This is a genomic window from Kribbella endophytica (genome assembly GCF_054781295.1).
Genome location: NZ_BAAGUR010000001.1, coordinates 2,347,887 through 2,364,482, shown reverse-complemented (window position 1 = coordinate 2,364,482; position 16,596 = coordinate 2,347,887). Strand labels below are relative to the sequence as shown.

The 16,596-nt window shown below is 68.3% G+C and carries 19 protein-coding genes; 7 read left to right on the top strand and 12 right to left on the bottom strand.

What is annotated here, in order from left to right; genetic code table 11:
* Positions 1-559: 559 nt before the first annotated feature.
* Together ACYVIO_RS11280 and ACYVIO_RS11275 are read right to left on the bottom strand one after the other, a co-directional pair.
* Positions 560-1,159 carry an acyltransferase gene (locus tag ACYVIO_RS11280; protein WP_460650630.1) on the bottom strand — a complete coding sequence of 200 codons (600 nt, stop codon included), beginning with the start codon at positions 1,157-1,159 and terminating at the stop codon, positions 560-562.
* A 9-nt stretch (positions 1,160-1,168) separates the two neighbouring features.
* A complete protein-coding gene (locus ACYVIO_RS11275) occupies positions 1,169-1,648 on the bottom strand; it encodes a hypothetical protein (RefSeq protein ID WP_460650629.1) in 480 nt (159 codons plus the stop codon).
* Positions 1,649-1,871: 223 nt separating this feature from the next.
* Here ACYVIO_RS11275 and ACYVIO_RS11270 point away from each other — a divergent pair, with 223 nt between their 5' ends.
* Positions 1,872-3,029, top strand: coding sequence for a tannase/feruloyl esterase family alpha/beta hydrolase (locus ACYVIO_RS11270; RefSeq protein WP_460650628.1), 1,158 nt, complete (start codon positions 1,872-1,874; stop codon positions 3,027-3,029).
* Here ACYVIO_RS11270 and ACYVIO_RS11265 read toward each other — a convergent pair.
* Together ACYVIO_RS11265 and ACYVIO_RS11260 are read right to left on the bottom strand one after the other, a co-directional pair.
* Positions 3,026-3,943 carry a serine protein kinase RIO gene (locus ACYVIO_RS11265; protein WP_460650627.1) on the bottom strand — a complete coding sequence of 306 codons (918 nt, stop codon included), beginning with the start codon at positions 3,941-3,943 and terminating at the stop codon, positions 3,026-3,028. The genes ACYVIO_RS11270 and ACYVIO_RS11265 overlap by 4 nt on opposite strands.
* A gap of 150 nt (positions 3,944-4,093) precedes the next feature.
* Positions 4,094-4,783 (bottom strand): NIPSNAP family protein, encoded by a 690-nt coding sequence (locus tag ACYVIO_RS11260; protein ID WP_460650626.1) that lies wholly within the window; start codon positions 4,781-4,783, stop codon positions 4,094-4,096.
* 127 nt (positions 4,784-4,910) lie between these two features.
* Here ACYVIO_RS11260 and ACYVIO_RS11255 point away from each other — a divergent pair, with 127 nt between their 5' ends.
* Positions 4,911-5,402 (top strand): hypothetical protein, encoded by a 492-nt coding sequence (locus ACYVIO_RS11255; protein ID WP_460650625.1) that lies wholly within the window; start codon positions 4,911-4,913, stop codon positions 5,400-5,402.
* A 94-nt stretch (positions 5,403-5,496) separates the two neighbouring features.
* Here ACYVIO_RS11255 and ACYVIO_RS11250 read toward each other — a convergent pair whose 3' ends face one another.
* The gene (locus ACYVIO_RS11250) at positions 5,497-5,640 is read right to left on the bottom strand and encodes a GPGG-motif small membrane protein (RefSeq protein WP_012918574.1); all 144 of its coding nucleotides are present in this window, start codon (positions 5,638-5,640) and stop codon (positions 5,497-5,499) included.
* A gap of 184 nt (positions 5,641-5,824) precedes the next feature.
* On the opposite strand from ACYVIO_RS11250, the gene ACYVIO_RS11245 reads away from it, so the two are divergent.
* Positions 5,825-6,787: a TIGR03557 family F420-dependent LLM class oxidoreductase gene (locus ACYVIO_RS11245; RefSeq protein ID WP_460650624.1), complete on the top strand. Its 963-nt coding sequence runs from the start codon at positions 5,825-5,827 to the stop codon at positions 6,785-6,787.
* On the opposite strand, the gene ACYVIO_RS11240 is transcribed toward ACYVIO_RS11245, so the two are convergent.
* Positions 6,770-7,393 carry a UdgX family uracil-DNA binding protein gene (locus ACYVIO_RS11240; RefSeq protein ID WP_460650623.1) on the bottom strand — a complete coding sequence of 208 codons (624 nt, stop codon included), beginning with the start codon at positions 7,391-7,393 and terminating at the stop codon, positions 6,770-6,772. The genes ACYVIO_RS11245 and ACYVIO_RS11240 overlap by 18 nt on opposite strands.
* A 163-nt stretch (positions 7,394-7,556) precedes the next feature.
* Between ACYVIO_RS11240 and ACYVIO_RS11235 the strand changes: the two genes are divergently transcribed.
* Positions 7,557-8,363 (top strand): sigma-70 family RNA polymerase sigma factor, encoded by an 807-nt coding sequence (locus tag ACYVIO_RS11235; RefSeq protein WP_460650622.1) that lies wholly within the window; start codon positions 7,557-7,559, stop codon positions 8,361-8,363.
* A 3-nt stretch (positions 8,364-8,366) separates the two neighbouring features.
* Here the strand turns inward: ACYVIO_RS11235 and ACYVIO_RS11230 are convergent, their stop codons facing one another.
* The 5 genes from ACYVIO_RS11230 to ACYVIO_RS11210 all read right to left on the bottom strand — a co-directional run bounded on the left by ACYVIO_RS11230 (position 8,367) and on the right by ACYVIO_RS11210 (position 14,061).
* A complete protein-coding gene (locus ACYVIO_RS11230) occupies positions 8,367-10,745 on the bottom strand; it encodes a phosphoketolase family protein (protein ID WP_460650621.1) in 2,379 nt (792 codons plus the stop codon).
* A gap of 8 nt (positions 10,746-10,753) precedes the next feature.
* Positions 10,754-11,926, bottom strand: a complete 1,173-nt coding sequence (locus ACYVIO_RS11225) for a zinc-dependent alcohol dehydrogenase (protein ID WP_460650620.1) — start codon at positions 11,924-11,926, stop codon at positions 10,754-10,756.
* Between the two features lie 10 nt (positions 11,927-11,936).
* The gene (locus tag ACYVIO_RS11220; RefSeq protein WP_460650619.1) at positions 11,937-12,260 is read right to left on the bottom strand and encodes a plasmid stabilization protein; all 324 of its coding nucleotides are present in this window, start codon (positions 12,258-12,260) and stop codon (positions 11,937-11,939) included.
* Between the two features lie 51 nt (positions 12,261-12,311).
* Positions 12,312-12,917 (bottom strand): flavodoxin family protein, encoded by a 606-nt coding sequence (locus ACYVIO_RS11215; protein ID WP_460650618.1) that lies wholly within the window; start codon positions 12,915-12,917, stop codon positions 12,312-12,314.
* A 100-nt stretch (positions 12,918-13,017) separates the two neighbouring features.
* Positions 13,018-14,061 carry a DNA topoisomerase IB gene (locus ACYVIO_RS11210; protein WP_460650617.1) on the bottom strand — a complete coding sequence of 348 codons (1,044 nt, stop codon included), beginning with the start codon at positions 14,059-14,061 and terminating at the stop codon, positions 13,018-13,020.
* Between the two features lie 67 nt (positions 14,062-14,128).
* Here ACYVIO_RS11210 and ACYVIO_RS11205 point away from each other — a divergent pair, with 67 nt between their 5' ends.
* Entirely contained in the window at positions 14,129-14,302 is a 174-nt protein-coding gene (locus tag ACYVIO_RS11205; protein WP_460650616.1) for a CsbD family protein, read from the top strand.
* A gap of 66 nt (positions 14,303-14,368) precedes the next feature.
* Here the strand turns inward: ACYVIO_RS11205 and ACYVIO_RS11200 are convergent, their stop codons facing one another.
* The gene (locus ACYVIO_RS11200) at positions 14,369-14,683 is read right to left on the bottom strand and encodes a mycothiol transferase (protein WP_460650615.1); all 315 of its coding nucleotides are present in this window, start codon (positions 14,681-14,683) and stop codon (positions 14,369-14,371) included.
* Positions 14,684-14,718: 35 nt separating this feature from the next.
* Here ACYVIO_RS11200 and ACYVIO_RS11195 point away from each other — a divergent pair, with 35 nt between their 5' ends.
* Positions 14,719-15,585 (top strand): hypothetical protein, encoded by an 867-nt coding sequence (locus ACYVIO_RS11195; RefSeq protein WP_460650614.1) that lies wholly within the window; start codon positions 14,719-14,721, stop codon positions 15,583-15,585.
* Positions 15,586-15,617: 32 nt separating this feature from the next.
* On the top strand, positions 15,618-16,577 hold the full coding sequence (ku, locus tag ACYVIO_RS11190; protein ID WP_460650613.1) for a non-homologous end joining protein Ku: 960 nt from the start codon (positions 15,618-15,620) through the stop codon (positions 16,575-16,577).
* Positions 16,578-16,596: the final 19 nt, after the last annotated feature.

Below are 16,596 nucleotides of genomic sequence, written 5' to 3'. Positions count from 1 at the left end.
ATTCCCACGCAGGTCCCTCCGGTCGCTAGCGCTCCCTCCGAGACCTGCTCCCACCCACCCTTTGCAGTAGGTGCGCGTGCTAGCGCCCGCTTCAAGTGCGCGCTGGCGCGCTCAAGCAACAACAGGTGATCGCCCGCCAGCCCAGCTCGATTCCCACCCGGCTGACGGGCGCTCCCACCCACGCGGGCGCCTCAGCTCGCTAGCGCTCGCACGGTGCCAGCTCCCACCCTGCAACATGAGTGCGGGCTGACGCCCTCGAGTACGCGGCTGGCGCCGCCTGTTCGCGGGCTAGCGCCCGCCTGTGCGCGTGCTTCGCCCGCTTTCAAGTGCGCGCTGGCGCGCTCAAGCTACAACAGCGTCGTACCGATCACCGCGACGATCATCTGGTGCTGTTCACGTTGCTGGGCAGACGCCGGCCCGGCTCAATTCCCCACTCGGCTGCCCGCCTTCCGAAGTCGGCGGCACGGTGTCGTCGAGGCCGCTCCGGCGCCGAGTGAGACCGGCTGATTGGTTTGGTCGACGGTCTGGTGGAGGTGCTAGCAACTGAGGCCGTTGGCGGTCAGGGCCGGGCCTTCGAGTAGGTGACGGCTCGGATGACCTTCGCTGGTACGCCCGCCGCGACGGAGTACGGCGGAATGTCCTGCGTGACAACGCTGTTGGCGCCGATCACGCACCTCTCGCCGATCGTCACCCCGCTCGTGACGACGACGTTCGCCCCCAGCCAGACGTTGTCGCCGATCCGCGTCGGCCCCTTGGACTCGAACCCCTGCCACGGCACCGGCCGATCCGGATCGTCGTACCGGTGGTTGGCATCCGTGACGAAGCATCCGTTCGCCAGCATGCAGTGGGAGCCGATCTCCACCAGGTCGAGCGCCGCGACCATGACCGCGACGTTCAGGAACGTTCCCTCGCCGATCCGCACCCGACCCTCGTCGCCCATCGTGATCCACACGTTGGGTTCGAACATCGTGTTGGCCCCGACCTCGAGCCGCCCGTCCCGCAAAGCCTCCAGCACGTTCCCGTGCAACGGCCACCGCGCGAACGCCTCGCGGCGCATCAACTCCCAGTGGATCCGCGCCCGGTTCCACGGCAACGAGTTCCGCTGGTACCAACGCCACTTCTGCCCCCAGACCTTCAACTGCCCACGAAGCTCCGCCACCCCGCGAGGCTACGCGGTACCCGCTCCGCGGGCGGTCGACTGGTTCCGTGAACCGCGCCCCGCATCGCTCAACGAACGGCTGCTCCTCAGCACGCGCAGCACCGGCAGCGCCGAACCCAGCACGAACACCCCGAACAGCGTGATCGGCAGCAGCCCGTACGGGCGGATCAGGCTGGTCGGGTCGTCCTGGAGCTGCGGCCAGTTGGTGATCCAGTTCGCCGTCACGTCCAGTGCCATCACCGCACACGCCAGCCGGACACCCCAGGGGCGGACGAGCGCCACCAGCACGACGACCAGCGGATCGAGCACCACCAGGCAGACGAAGAGCACCTGCAACGGGAGTGGCGCGAACGACGCGTAGACGTGAATGCCACCTCGGGCCAGATCCAGGACATGAGCGCACGCCCCCTCGACGAAGCCGATGAGGTACACCGCGAGGGTCCAGCGCGTCCACCGCGGCAGGGTCCTCCAGCGCGGCGCATTACTCACCGGAGCAATTTACTCGGGGCACGAGGTCGACCCTCAGCCCCGGACCGTCGGGGTCCGCTGAAGAACTACTCGCGACCGTAGGTTCCCCAGGTCAAGCACACCGTTCGGCGTTCAGTCGGTGTGGTGACGGGCCATCCGCCGTGAGTGGGGTGTGGGCTGTGGTCACCTGATCTGGCGGGGTTTCGGCTCGTACGTTGGGGCCTTCCGGAGATCTGGAGGGCACATGCGTCGCATTGCTGCTGTGGTTGTTGGTGTGCTGGTGGCCAGTGGTCTCGCCGTTCCGGCGGAGGCCGGTGGCTGCCGGCACGTGAGAGTCCCTGGTGCCGAGTACGCCGAGACGACCTGCTTTCGGGACCTCAGCACGATCGGCGGGCGAACCAACCCGGCGGACTACGCGGGCCTCACCCACGCGGGTCTTCCACTGCCGAAGGTCGTTCCAGGGACGCAGGTCGACGGGTACTTCCCCGATAGCTCGCGCACCAATGCCAACAACGGGTGGAATCACGATTCGCAGTTCGTGATCAGGCTGCCTGACAGGTGGAACGGTGGGCTCGTGGTGGCGGGGTCGCCGGGAGTGAGGGCGCAGTACGCGAACGACAGGGCGATCTCGGACGACGTACTGGCGAAGGGGTTTGCCTACGCGGCGACCGACAAGGGGAACACCGGGGCCGAGTTCTACCGGGACGGCACAAGGCCCGGTGATGCGATGGTTGAGTGGAACAAGCGGATGACCGAGCTGACGAGAGCGGCACGCGCGACGGTAGCCCAGTACTACAAGAGAAAGCCCCGCGAAGTCATCGCGGCGGGGATCTCCAACGGCGGGTATCTCGTCCGCTGGCAGCTCGAGAATCATCCTGAGCTCTACACCCGCGGTGTTGATCTCGAAGGCACGCTGTGGACGGAGAAGGGCCCGAACCTCTTCACGTTCCTCCCGCCGGCGATCAGGGGCTACGAGCAACAAAACCCGCAGCTGATCACCAACGCAGGCTTCGACAGCAGGTCAGAATTCCTCTGGGACTATCACTACGCCGTCTACTGGAAGCTGACCCAGCGCATCTACGCCGCCGAGCTGGACCCTTCCTACCTAGGAACAGAAGGCGACTACGACTACACGACCAGACCCCAAGCACACCAGGCCGTACGACGAATCGCCCTGACCGGGAACATCAAGCGACCGCTGACCACGATCCACGGCACCTACGACAGCCTGCTCCCGATCACCCAGGACTCGGACGTCTACGCAGCGATGGTTCTCAAGGCAGGCAAGGGACATCTCCACAGGTACCAGCGGATCGAGGCAGGCAATCATGTCGACGGTCTCGTCGACGCCTACCCCGACCGGCTGACACCTCTTGTCCCCCTGCTGAACAGGGCGATCTAGAAGACCATCGACAGCAGGTCGGCGAACAGCTCCTGCTCGTCGATCTCCAGGCCGCGGTTGGTGAACCAGGTCGCCATGTTGTGGCAGTCCCGGAGCAGGAACTCCATCCCCTTCGGGTTGCCGACGATGTCGAGCACCTGCGGCAGGTCGATCATCACGATGCGCTCGGGCTGGGCGAGCACGTTGTACGGCGACAGGTCGCCGTGCGCGAGCCCGGCCCGAGCCAGTTCCCGCATGCCGCCGCGGAGCTGCTCGAAGTACAGCTCGAGCACGTCCTTCGACGGCCGGACCTGGGCGAGCCGTGGCGCGGCTCCGCCTTCGCCGTCGTCGATGAACTCCATCAGCAACTCGGTGCCGTCGACCTGCACCGGGTACGGGACCGGTACGCCGGCCGTCCACAGCCGGTTCAGCGCGTCCCACTCGGCGTAGGCCCACTGCCCGGCGGCGACGCTCCGGCCGTGCGTCGACTTCTTCGCCATCGCGCGGCTGTCACGGCTGTTCCTCGTCCGCCGGCCTTCGACGTACGCCGTACTGCGGTGGAAGGACCGGTGCTCCTCGGTCCGGTACCGCTTCGCCGCGAGCAGCGACGAGCGGGCCGGGTTGTCGCCGATGGCTTCGACGGCGCGTTCGAGCAGGAAGACGTCGGCTTCCTTGCCGGTCTTGAGAATGCCCAGCTCGGTGTCGATCGCGGCCTGCTCGGTCACGACCCAGTCAGGGCGTGGTTCCGGGCCACGGCAGCCGCGTTCGACGTCCAGCCAGGTGGTCCAGCGTTGGTCCGGTCCCAGGCGTTCGTCGACCTCGGCGAACTGGAAGACGAAGTTCTCGTCCAGGGACTCGGCGGACCGCTGCTCGGGCAGGTCGGTCCAGGGAAGCTCAGAGAGCTCGTGCTCGGTACGGAAAACGTCGGAAGACAACTGGTGTGCTCCTGGAGTGAGAAGTGAGGCTGACGCGGGCATGCCGCAGCACAGTGATAGCCATTCGTCAGCCCTCCTCAGGTCCAGGCAGCGATTGTCGCCGCACAAGCTCGATCAGGATGCCTACCGCCGACCGGCAGCGCAACTGATTTATCTGAGCTGCGATCGCGAGGTCGGCCGCAGCCGCATTTCCTGGGCCGGAGCGACGCACCGCCGCTCCAACTCGGCGCTGACGGATCGCCACTCAGCCGACTCCGAAAGCCGCTGCCCCTCCCACGCCGACTCGTCGTCGAACCGCGCCAACCACACCAGCACCGACTCGTCCCGCAACGGCAACGCCGGGAAGTTGTTCTCCGCCGGCAGCGTCTCGAGCACAGCAACCAGCGGAGGCAGCAGCGGAGCGACCTCCGACGTGAAGAACTCGACGAACCCGTCGTCGACCGACGGCCGGTGGTAGACCGCACCGACGACCACCGCACCGGAATCAGCACCATCACGAGGCGCGTCCAGCGCCGGCCAACCAGACCCCAGCTCGACCGGCCGCAGCAGCAGCGCGTTGTCCGAGTCCTGCATCGTCGCGTTCGCCGCCGCCGCGTGGGCCTTCCAGGTCGGTCCGTAGTAGAACCCGTTCAGCGCCTCCGCCCGTGCCTCCAGGCTCGCGAAGCCCCGCAGCCACACGAACCGGTCCTCGTCGTCGAGGTCGCGGAACTGCGCGGCGATGTGCATCCCGTACGCCTCCTGCCCCTCGACGAACTCCCGGTCGAAGAGCTCGATCAGCTCGTCGCGGCGCCCCGGGAACAACGTGTACTGGCGCAGGTCCAGCACGGCACAACACTCCATCAGGTCTCCTTCGGTCGAGCCACCAGTCAACCGGCAATACCTGCCACCGGCTGTCAGTGATTCGGGCCGGGCACAATGGGTACCCGTCAAGCGACCAGGCCACGGCAGGGACGAGCCAGGAGAGCCGATGATCGACCAGGCACGCCTCGCGACCTACATGCAGGACCACTACGCCGGATCGTCGGCCGGGATCGAGCTGTTCCGTCGGGCGGCCGACCAGCAGACCGACGCCGTCGTCCGGACCGCGCTCACCGCGATGGCCGAGAAGGTCGAGCACGAGCGGACCGTCCTGGCCAAGTACCTGGCGTTCGTCGACGCGAAGCCGGACCCGGTGAAGAACGCCGGCGCCTGGGTCGCGGAGAAGCTCGGCCGGTTCAAGCCGAACGGTGAGCTGGTACGCCGGTCACCGCTGAGCGACGTACTGGAGCTTGAGATGCTCCGGATCGCGGTCGAGGGCAAGGGCGCCGGCTGGCGAGTGCTGCGCGCACTCGCCGACGAGGAGCCGCTGTTCGACGTCGCCGAGCTCGACGCCCTGATCGCGGACTCCGAGCAGCAGATCAAGGAACTCGAGGAACTGCGGATGGACACCGCCCGCCGCGTCTTCCGGCGCCCGGCCTGAAAAGCCTTAAATCCCACAGGACAAGGCGAGAGGGCCGCACCCCAGTCGGCTGCGGCCCTCCCGACGCCTCTGACGTTCAGGCGTTTCCCCAAGGTCAGGTGAAGATGCTGACACCGCCCGGGCCGACCAGCAGGCCCACGACGATCAGTGCGGCGCCCATCAGGAGCTGGCCGCGAACAAGCGAGACGATTCCGGAGATGACGAGGATCGCCGCGATGATCCAGAGCACCAAGCCCATGGTCGTTCCTTTCTCGACGGCCGGGCGATCTGCCCGGCGGCTGTACCCCGTGCTTTCGTGCAGCGGTTACCCGCCCACACATCCAGTGCCCGCCACTACCGGTGACAAACGGTCCCCGGTACGGCGAATAGCGGCACGCCCACCGGGAACCGGGCAGGAGACCGCCGCGACCTGAGGAGACCCCGTGAAGATCGGCTATTTCCTGTCCAGCGAGGAGTACACGCCCGCTCAGTTGATCGAGCAGGCCCGGCTGGCCGAGGAGGCCGGCTTCGACGGGCTGTGGATCAGCGACCACTTCCACCCGTGGAACGACGAGCAGGGCCAGAGCGCGTTCGTCTGGTCGACGATCGGCGCGATCTCGCAGGTGTGTGAGCTGCCGGTGACGACAGCGGTCACCTGCCCGACGGTCCGGATCCACCCGGCCGTGATCGCGCAGGCCGCCGCGACCAGCGCCGTCCTGCTGAACGGCCGCTTCCGGCTCGGCATCGGCACGGGCGAGGCGCTGAACGAGCACGTGCTCGGTGACGTCTGGCCGACCGTCGACGTCCGGCTGGAGATGCTGGAGGAAGCCGTCGAGATCATGCGCCGGCTGTGGACCGAGGACGGGTTCGTCTCGCACCACGGCAAGCACTACACGGTCGACACCGCGCGCATCTACACCCGCCCGGACAGCCCGCTCCCGATCTACATGTCCGGCTTCGGCCCGGAGGCGACCGACGTCGCCGCGCGCATCGCCGACGGCTACATCACCACCTCGCCGGACGAGGAACTCATCGACCGCTTCCGGAAGAACGGCGGCGGCACGAAGCCTGCCCAGGCCGGCTTCAAGGTCAGCTACGCCCCGACCGAGGACGAGGGCGTCGAGCAGGCGCACCGCATCTGGGGCAACTCCGGCCTCCCCGGCGAGCTCGCCCAGGTCCTGCCGTCGCCGCGTCACTTCGAGCAGGCCACGCAGCTCGTCACCAAGGAGGCCACGGCGAAGTCCGTTGCCGCAGGCCCCAAGGCCGACGTCCACCTCGAAGCCTTCAAGCCGTACGCCGACGCCGGCTTCGACGAGGTCTACGTCGCCAACATGGGCCCGCACACGATCGACATGATGACCCTCTACCGCCAAGAGGTCCTCCCCGAACTACGCCGTACGAAGTAACTCCGCGGCGGCCCGCAGGTCGTCGACGAACAGCCCGAAGTCCCGGCGGTACTCCTCCGACCGCACCACCGACGAAGGATGCACGGTGGCGGTCGCCGGCGTACCGTCCGGCAACTCGATCGCCTCCCCGCGATGCTGCGTCACCTTGAACCCCGGCCCGAGCACGGCGCGCGCCGCCACCGCACCGAGCACGACCACCAGGGCCGGTTTCACGATCCCGCGCTCCGCCTCCAACCACGGGCTACAGGCAACGATGTGCCCGACGGCCAGCGTCTTGTGGATCCGGCGTTTGCCACGACGCTCGTACCGGAAGTGCTTGACCGCATTGGTCAGGTAGACGTCGTCACGCTCGATGCCCGCGGCATCCAGCGCCTTGTCCAGCAACCGGCCGGCCGGGCCGACGAAGACCTGCCCTTCCTTGTCCTCGACATCGCCGGGCTGCTCGCCGATCAGCATCATGCGAGCCCGCGCCGGGCCTTCACCCGGTACGGCGTGCTCGGCGTCCTCCCACAGGTCGCAGCCGCGGCAGTCCGGCAGGGCTGCGCGCAGGCCGCGCAGGCCGCCGCGGGCCGGGACGAACTGTTCGGCGCCAGTGAAGTCGTTCACAGTCCCTCCGGTGCCCGCGCGGTGGTAAGCCCATTCCACTGAGGTTTCAAACAGCTGTAACAACTGCGGGGTTGCGTGCGGCGCGTGGGTTTGGTCTGGTGGAGAGGAAGTGGCTCAGCCCATGACGCCGCCTCCCGCAGGACGACACGACGAGGTTCCTCCCGTGACGATCGCACCTGTCAAGCCCCACGCCCAGCAATCGCTCAGCAAGCAGCAGATCGCCGATCACACCCAAGAACTTCTCGAGCAGGCCCACGGTCTGCCCGAGGCGGAGCGCCAGGCTCTGCTCGACCAGGTGGTCATCCTGAACGCCCCGATCGCCCGCTCGATCGCCTCCCGGTACCGGCGCAAGGGCGTCGACGCCGACGATCTCGAGCAGGTCGCCTGCCTCGGCCTGGTCAAGGCCGCCAACGGGTACCGCGTCGACGAGGCCAGCAACTTCCTCGCGTACGCCGTACCGACGATTCGCGGCGAACTGAAGCGCTACTTCCGCGACTGCGCGTGGGCCGTCCGGCCGCCGCGTCGCGTCCAGGAGATGCAGGGCACGATCGCGGCCGCCGAGCCGGAGCTGACCCAGAAGCTCGGTCACCTCCCGTCGGACCGGGAGACCGCCGAGGCGCTCGGCACCGCTCCCGACGAGGTCGCCGAGGCGACGTCGGTCCGCGGCTGCTTCAGCACGCTGTCCCTCGACGCTCCCGGCCCGACCGAGGGCGGCGCGACGCTGATGGAGACCGTCGCCGACGCCGAGGACGGCTACGAGCTGGTCGAGAACGTGCACACCCTCACGCCGGCCGTCTCCGACCTCGACGACCGCGACCGCCGCATCCTCGAGCTCCGCTTCTGCAACGGCTTCACCCAGGAGGAGATCGGCAACGAGCTCGGCGTCAGCCAGATGCAGGTCTCCCGCCTGCTCCGCGGCATCCTCGAACGCCTCCGCTCACAGCTCAGCGCTCCCCAACCGCAAAGCTGAGGCTCATCCCCGGGCGCCCCAGCGCCAGTCGCGGACCTCGGGCAGGTCCTCGCCGTACGTCGTGGTGTGCGCGCGGTGCCGCACGCGCTGGTCGACGAAGTACTGCCGCGCCTTCACCGCGCGGGTCCGCAGCGACGGCACGCGGTCGATCACATCCATCGCCAGGTGGTACCGGTCGAGGTTGTTGAGGACCACCATGTCGAACGGCGTCGTCGTGGTGCCCTCCTCGATGTATCCCCGGACGTGCAGGTTCTCGTGCCCGGTACGCCGGTACGTCAGCCGATGGATCAGCCAGGGATACCCGTGGTACGCGAAGATCACCGGCTTGTCGGTCGTGAACAGCGCGTCGAACTCCGGTCCGGGCAGCCCGTGCGGATGCTCGCTCGAATCCTGCAACCGCATCAGGTCGACCACGTTCACGACCCGGATCTTCAACTCCGGCAGGTGTTCGCGCAGCAGGTCGACCGCGGCGAGTGTCTCCAGCGTCGGTACGTCGCCCGCGCACGCCATCACCACGTCGGGATCGCCGTCGTCGTTGGACGCGAAGTCCCAGACCCCGATCCCACGCGCGCAGTGCAGCGCGGCGTCTTCCCAGTCCAGCCAGTTCGGCTGCGGTTGCTTGCCCGCGACAACGACATTGATGTAGTTCCGGGTCCGCAGGCAGTGGTCCATCGTGGACAGCAGCGTGTTCGTGTCCGGCGGCAGGTAGACCCGGACGACCTCGGCCTTCTTGTTCATCACGTGGTCGATGAACCCGGGGTCCTGGTGCGAGAACCCGTTGTGGTCCTGGCGCCAGACGTGCGAGGTGAGCAGGTAGTTCAGCGACGGGATCTTGCGCCGCCACTCCAGCCGGTTGATCGTCTTCAGCCACTTCGCGTGCTGGTTCACCATCGAGTCGACGATGTGCACGAACGCCTCGTACGACGAGAACAGCCCGTGCCGGCCGGTCAGGAGATACCCCTCCAGCCAGCCCTGACAGGTGTGCTCGCTGAGCATCTCCAGCACCCGTCCGTCCGCGGCGAGGTGCTGATCGGTGTCCCGTTTCTCACCCATCCACGCCTTGCCGGTCACGTCGTACACGGCACTCAACCGGTTCGACTCGGTCTCGTCCGGGCCGAACAGCCTGAGATTGTGGTGCTCCTCGTTCAACGTGAACGCGTCCCGAAGGTACTGCCCGAACACCTTCGTCGGCTCACCGTCCTCTTCCCCGGGAGCCTTCACCGGTACGGCGTACTCCGCGGGATCCGGCAGCTCGAGATCGCGCGTCAGCAGCCCGCCGTTCGCGTGCGGGCTCGACCCCATCCGCAGCGACGCCTTCGGCGCCAGCTCCAGCACCGAAGCGACAGGCTTGCCCTCGGCATCGAACAGCTCCTCCGGCCGGTAGCTCTTCAGCCAGTCCTCCAACTGGTGCAGGTGATCCTCGTTCGTCCGTACGCCGGACAGCGGGACCTGGTGAGCCCGCCAGGTGTCCTCGACCGGCTCGCCGTCGACGGTGTGCGGACCGCTCCAGCCCTTCGGCGTCCTCAGCACGATCATCGGCCACGCCGACCTGGTCGGCGCCGAGCCCGCAGAACGAGCCTCGAGCTGGATCTCATCGATCCGGTCCAGGCAACGATCCAGCGTCGCGGCCAGCGCCTGGTGCACGGTCGCCGGGTCCGAACCCTCAACCAGGTAAGGCTCATGGCCGTACCCGCGCAGCAGCGCGCTCAGCTCCTCGTCGCCGATCCGGGCCAGCACCGCCGGGTTGGCGATCTTGTAACCGTTCAGATGCAGGATCGGCAGCACCGCGCCGTCCCGCCGCGGGTCGAGGAACTTGTTCGAGTGCCAGGAAGTTGCCAACGGCCCGGTTTCGGCCTCACCGTCACCGATGACACAGGCAACGACCAGGCCCGGGTTGTCCGCGGCCGCGCCGTACGCGTGACTGAGTGAGTACCCCAGCTCGCCGCCCTCGTTGATCGACCCGGGCACCTCGGGCGCGACATGGCTCGGAATCCCGCCGGGGAACGAGAACTGCTTGAACAGCCGGGCCATCCCGGCCGCGTCCCGCTCGGTGTTCGGGTACGTCGCCGTCCAGCTGCCCTCGAGCCAGGTGTTCGCGACGATCGCCGGCCCACCGTGCCCCGGGCCGATCACGTACATCAGCTCGCGCTCGCGCTGCCTGATCACCCGGTTGAGGTGGGTGTAGACCAGGTTGAGCCCCGGCGTCGTCCCCCAATGCCCGAGCAGCCGCGGCTTGATGTGCTCAGGCCGCAACGGCTCGGTCAGCAAGGGGTTGTCGAGCAGGTAGATCTGCCCGACCGACAGGTAGTTCGCAGCCCGCCAGTACGCGTCGAGGCCCTGCAACTCCTCGTCGCTCAACGGGGTGGCGTCGACGTGTTGCACTGAGTCTCCTAAGGCTTGAGCAGTACCTTCACCGCACCGTCCTGCTTCTTCTGGAACATCTCGTACGCCGCGGGGCCTTCGCTCAGGTCGAGGTGGTGGGTCGCGAAACTCTCCACCCCGAGCACGTCCTTGTCGTCCAGCAGCGGCAGGATCTGGTCCGACCACCGGTGCACGTTCGCCTGGCCCATCCGGAGCTGGATCTGCTTGTCGAAGATCGTCATCATCGGCAGCGGGTCCGCGCCCCCGCCGTACACGCCGCTGAGCGAGATCGTGCCGCCGCGACGGACGACGTCGATCGCCAGGTAGAACGCGGCCAACTGGTCGACGCCGACGGTCTCCATCATCTTCCGCTGCACGGCGTCCGGCAACAGCCCGGCCGCCTGCTGCGCGAACCGCGCCTTCGGCGACCCGTGCGCCTCCATGCCGACGGCATCGATCACCGCGTCCGGCCCACGACCGTCCGTTAGCGTCCGGATCGCCTCGGCGACGTCGTCGGAGTACTCCAGCGTCTCGACACCGTTGCGCCGGGCCCGTTCGAGCCGCTCGGCGACCAGGTCGACCGCGATCACGCGCAGGCCGCGATGCATGGCAACCCGGGTCGCCATGTCGCCGATCGGACCGAGCCCGAGTACGACGAGAGTGCCGCCGTCCGGCACGTCGGCGTACTCGACGCCCTGCCAGGCCGTCGGGAGCACGTCGGACAGGTAGACGAACCGGTCGTCCGACGGCCCGTCCGGGACCTTGATCGGCCCGTACTGCGCCTGCGGAACGCGCAGGTACTCCGCCTGGCCGCCGGGGACCTGGCCGTAGAGCTTCGTGTAGCCGAAGAGCGCGGCGCCCATGCCCTGCTCGCGGACCTGCGTCGTCTCGCACTGCGTCTGCAGGTCCTGGTCGCACATGTAGCAACTGCCGCACGCGATCTGGAAGGGCACGACCACCCGGTCGCCGGGCTTCAGGTTCGTCACCGCGGAACCGACCTCCGCGACCACGCCCATCGCCTCGTGCCCGAGGATGTCGCCGGCGTCCAGGTACGGCGCCATCACCTCGTACAGGTGCAGGTCGGACCCGCAGATCCCGGTCGAGGTGACCTTGATGATCGCGTCGGTCGCCTCTTCGATCGTCGGGTCCGGGACGTCGCCGTACTCGATCGTGCGCTTGCCCTGCCAGGTCAGTGCCTTCACGTGCGCTCCCTCAGCGGCCGACGGCTTTTTCCAGCTCGGCCTTGCTCATCGTGGAACGGCCCTTGATGTTCTTCTGCTTGGCCTCGTTGTAGAGCTGGTCCTTGGTCCGGCCCTGCGAACCGCTGTGCGACCGCAGCCCACCCCGCCTGCCCGACGAGATGTCGTGCGTGGAGCTGCGGCTCTTCTGCTTGGCCTCGCCGGAGCGGGCCCGCTCCTTGTTGACCGTGCGGGCGGCGATCTCCTCAGCGGTGTCCTCGCTGCGGCCGCTCTTCTTCAGCCCGGCCTTGATGTGCTCGTACTGCCGCTCACGCTTCTTGCTCGATCCTGCGGGCATCGTGCACTCCTTTCGTACTGGTCGCCCGGTACCCGACCGGTCCGCCGGTAATCAGTCCGGCGGAGCGGGGACCGGCGTCGCCTGGAGCGCCTTCGCGACGGCCACCAGGTTGCTCGCCATCGCCCGCCCGGTCTTGGCCGACCAGTCGTGGCCGTAGCCGGTCTCGTCGTAGCTCGGACCGGGGCCGGGACCCTTGTTCCAGTACGTCCACGCCTGCCCGGGGATCGTGTACCCGATGTCGCCCAGCCCGCCGCCGATCTCCGAGATCACGTGGTGCGCGCCGTCCTCGTTCCCGGTGACGACCACGCCGGCGACCTTGTTGTACGCCACCGGCCGATTCTCGTCGTCGGTCTCGCTGATCATCGCGTCCATCCGCTCGAGCATCCGCTGGGCGATCGACGACGGCTTCCCGACCCAGGTCGGCGTCGCCACGACCAGGATGTCGCAGGCCAGCAGCTGCTCGTGCACGCTGGGCCACTCATCCCCGGTGCCCTCGTCGCTGGTCACGCCCGGCTTGATCGCCAGATCGGCCAGCCGGACCCGGCTGACCTGAACGTCCTGCTTCTCCAGCGCGGTCACCACCACGTCCGCGAGCGAGTCCGTGTTCGACTTCGCCGGTGACGCCTTCAACGTGCAGTTCAGCACCAAGGCCCGCATGTCCGCTCCGCCCTCTCGACAACCCTGCTCGCCCCGCCGGTTCCCCGCGGAAAGCCACCCATGCGCGGGGAGGGCGGCGGCCCGCCGGCCGGGAGTGTCGCTAGCTGCGGGCGTCCTGGTCCAGGAGCCGGTTGACCGAGCGCTCCAGCGCGGCGCGGATCTTCGGGTCGCTCAGATCGGTGCCGACCCGCCGGACGGCGGTCGCGATGGTCCGGCCGTGCTCGTACTGCTCGACGACGCGCGGATCGACGTACGACGACCGCGCGACCGTCGGCGTGTTGCCAAGGTGGCCCGACACCTCCGCGAGCATCTCCTTCACCGCGGCGGTGGTCGCCTTCTTCGTCTCCGGCGGCTCGGCGCCGGCCAGGTCGATCGCGGCGTGCACGGTCGCCGTCCAGGTCCGCAGGTCCTTCACGGTGTAGTCCTCGCCGACCAGTTCCTGGAAGCGCTCGTTGATCATCGTCGCGTCGAGCTCGTGGTACCCGTCCCCGTCGCGGAACACGAGCAGCTGATCCATCCCGTGCCGCGCGCGCTTCAGCGACCGTACGGCGGTCACGAGCCGGTCGTCGTCCAGTTCCAGCTTCCGCTCGATCCCGCCCTTGGCGACGAAGTCGAAGACCACCTTGCCGCGCTGCACCTTCACGTCGTCCTGCAGCAGCGTCGCGGCGCCCCGGCTCCCGTTGTCCTCGGCGTACTCGGTGTTCCCGGTCCGGAAGACGCCGTAGTCGAGCATTCTGAGCGCGACCGCGAGGACCCTCTCCCGGCCGAGCCCCGTGCTGCTCAGGTCCTTGTCGACGGCTTCCCGGAACGCCGGGAGCTTGCGCGCGAGCCGTCGTACGCGGTCGTGCTTGTCGGCGTCCTGGGAGGTCCGCCAGTCGTCGTGATACAGGTACTGCCGCCGCCCGGCCTCGTCCGTGCCGGTCGCCTGGATGTGGCCGTTCGGGTACGGGCAGATCCACACGTCCTGCCAGGCCGGCGGGATCGCCAGCGTGCGGATCCGCTCGACCACGTCCGGGTCGGCGAGCTTCTTCCCGTGCTCGTCGTGGTAGCTGAAACCGCGGCCGTGCCCCTTCCGGGACAGGCCTGGTTTCTCGGGGTTCGAGCGCCGCAGCCGCATACCGGTCGGTACCCGGACCGCATGCATGAACCCGACGGCCCAGGGCACCGGGGCGCCGATCGACCAAGGAACGCCATCGGCAGAGGAGCACGTCATGGGTATCGGAGACAAGATGAAGAACGCCGCCGAGAGCGCCAAGGGCAAGATCAAGGAGCGCACCGGCGACGCGACGGACAACGAGGACCTGCAGGCCGAGGGCCAGGCGGACAAGACCAAGGCCGACCTGAAGCAGGCCGGCGAGAAGGCCAAGGACGCCTTCCGCGACTGACGGTTTCTCCCGGATTTCCCGCGGATCCCCACCGCCTTCGGGGCGGTGGGGATCCGCTCTGTCCGCCTAGAGGCCGCGGGCGCCGTCGAGGGTCTCGCGGATGATGTCGGCGTGGCCGGCGTGCCGCGTCGCGCGGCTCGGGAGGACTTCCGGCCACCCGTCGGGCGACGGTTGCCCGGCCACGGCCAGCTGGAACCAGCGCTGCTCCCACGTCGCCGCGTGCTTGACGAGCCCGATCAGCGACAGCGAACTCGCGGTCGGCGCCCGGCGCCCCGCCTCGTCGCTGACCCCTTCGACCTTGCGGATCAGCCCGATGCGCTGGGCGTCGAGAAAGTTCTCCAACGCCTCGCGCTCGGACTGCGGCAGAAGCTTCGTCGTCATTTCGCTGGGCACCTGTCGATGCTAGCGTCGGCCGGGTGGACTTCGAGGAGGCGGCGGACGCGCTGTACGCCGCACCGGCGGCCGACTTCATTGCTACTCGCAACGAGCTGGCCAAGCAGCTGAAGGCCGACGGCGACCAGCTGGGGTCGACCCGGCTGAAGGCGCTGCGCAAACCGACGGTGGCCGCCTGGCTGGCGAACCTGGTGAGCCGCGAGCAGCCGGACGAGATCGACGACCTGCTCGCGCTCGGCGACGAGTTCCGGGAAGCCACGACCGATCTTGACGGCGAGCGGCTGCGTGAGCTGACGCCGAAGCGGCACAAAGCGATCGACGTACTGGTCAAGGCCGCGGGCAAGCTGGCCGACCAGCACAGCCAGAAGGTCAGTGCGGACGTCGGGCAGAAGCTTCGCGAGACCCTCGACGCCGCCCTGGTCGACCCGGCCGCGGGCGACGCCGTACGGGAAGCTCGGCTGAGCAGCGCGCTGCGGCACGTCGGGTTCGGCGTGGTCGACGAGAACGGCGAGCCGTCCAACGTGACGGCCCTGACCGACGAGCGCCGGCAGGCGGCGAAGGACCGGCGGACCAAGGCCCGCGAGGTCGAGGTCGAGGAGGCCGAGCAGGAGTCGGCGGCCGAGCGGAAGGCGCGCGAGAAGGCCGAGCGCGAGGAAGAGGAGCGCAAGGCCGAGGCCCAGGCCGAGTTCGAGGCGGCGGTGAAGGCGGCCGAGAGCGCCGAGGCGACGGTCGAGGAGCTCGACGGGCAGCTGACCGACGCGCAGGAGGCGCTCGAGAACGCCCGCGACGAGGTCCGCCGGCTGACCGCTGAGCTCGACGAGGCCAAGAAGACCGCCCGGGACGCCCAGAAGGAGTCGCGCGAGGCGCGGAAGCGCTACAACCGGCTGTAACTGGGTACTTGCCCACCGGAGAGGAGCTGGTGATGGCGAGATCGATCTGGAGCGGGTACATCAACTTCGGGCTGGTGTCGGTGCCGGTCGGGCTGTACAGCGCGACGCAGGAGCACCAGCTCGACTTCCACCAGTTCCAGCGCGGGACGTCGGACCGGATCCGCAACAAGCGGGTGAACGAGCGGACCGGGCGCGAGGTCGACTACGACAAGATCGTCAAGGGCCACGACGTCGGCGGCGGCGAGTACGTCGTGGTCGAGCAGGAGGAACTGTCCGACATCGCGCCGGGCAAGTCGCGGTCGCTGGAGATCTCCACGTTCGTCGACCTGGACGAGATCGACCCGATCCACTTCCAGAAGGGCTACTACCTGGCGCCGTCCGACGCCGAGAACGCGTCGTCGTACGCGCTGCTGCGGGACGCCCTGGCCAAGACCAACCGAGCCGGGATCGCGAGCTTCGTGATGCGCAGCAAGGAGTACCTGGCCACGATCCGGGCGGACGGGAAGGTGCTCGTGCTGGAGACGATGTTCTTCGCCGACGAGATCCGCGACCCGGCGAAGGAGCTCGGTGATCTGCCGTCCAAGACGTCCGGCAAACAGCTGAAGATGGCCACCGACCTGATCGAGGCGATGGCCGGCGACTGGCGACCGAAGGACTACAAGGACAGCTACACCGAACGCGTGAAGAAGCTGATCTCCACCAAGCGCAAGGGCAAGGAAGTCGTCTTCAACGAGGAGGAGCCGGAGGCCACCTCCAGCACCGACCTGGTCTCCGCGCTGCGTGCCAGCGTCGAGGCCGCCAGGGCTCGGCGAGCCGGCGGCGGCACCAAGAAGACCACCGCCAAGAAGTCGACCGCGAAGAAGTCCACGGCGAAGAAGGCACCCGCCAAGAAGGCGACCAGCAAGAAGTCGCCGGCCAAGAAAGCGCCTGCCCAGAAGGGCGCGGCCAAGAAGAGCACCGCGAAGAAGGCGGCCCGGAAGAAGGCTGCCTGACTCGTCAGGAACCTAGGTC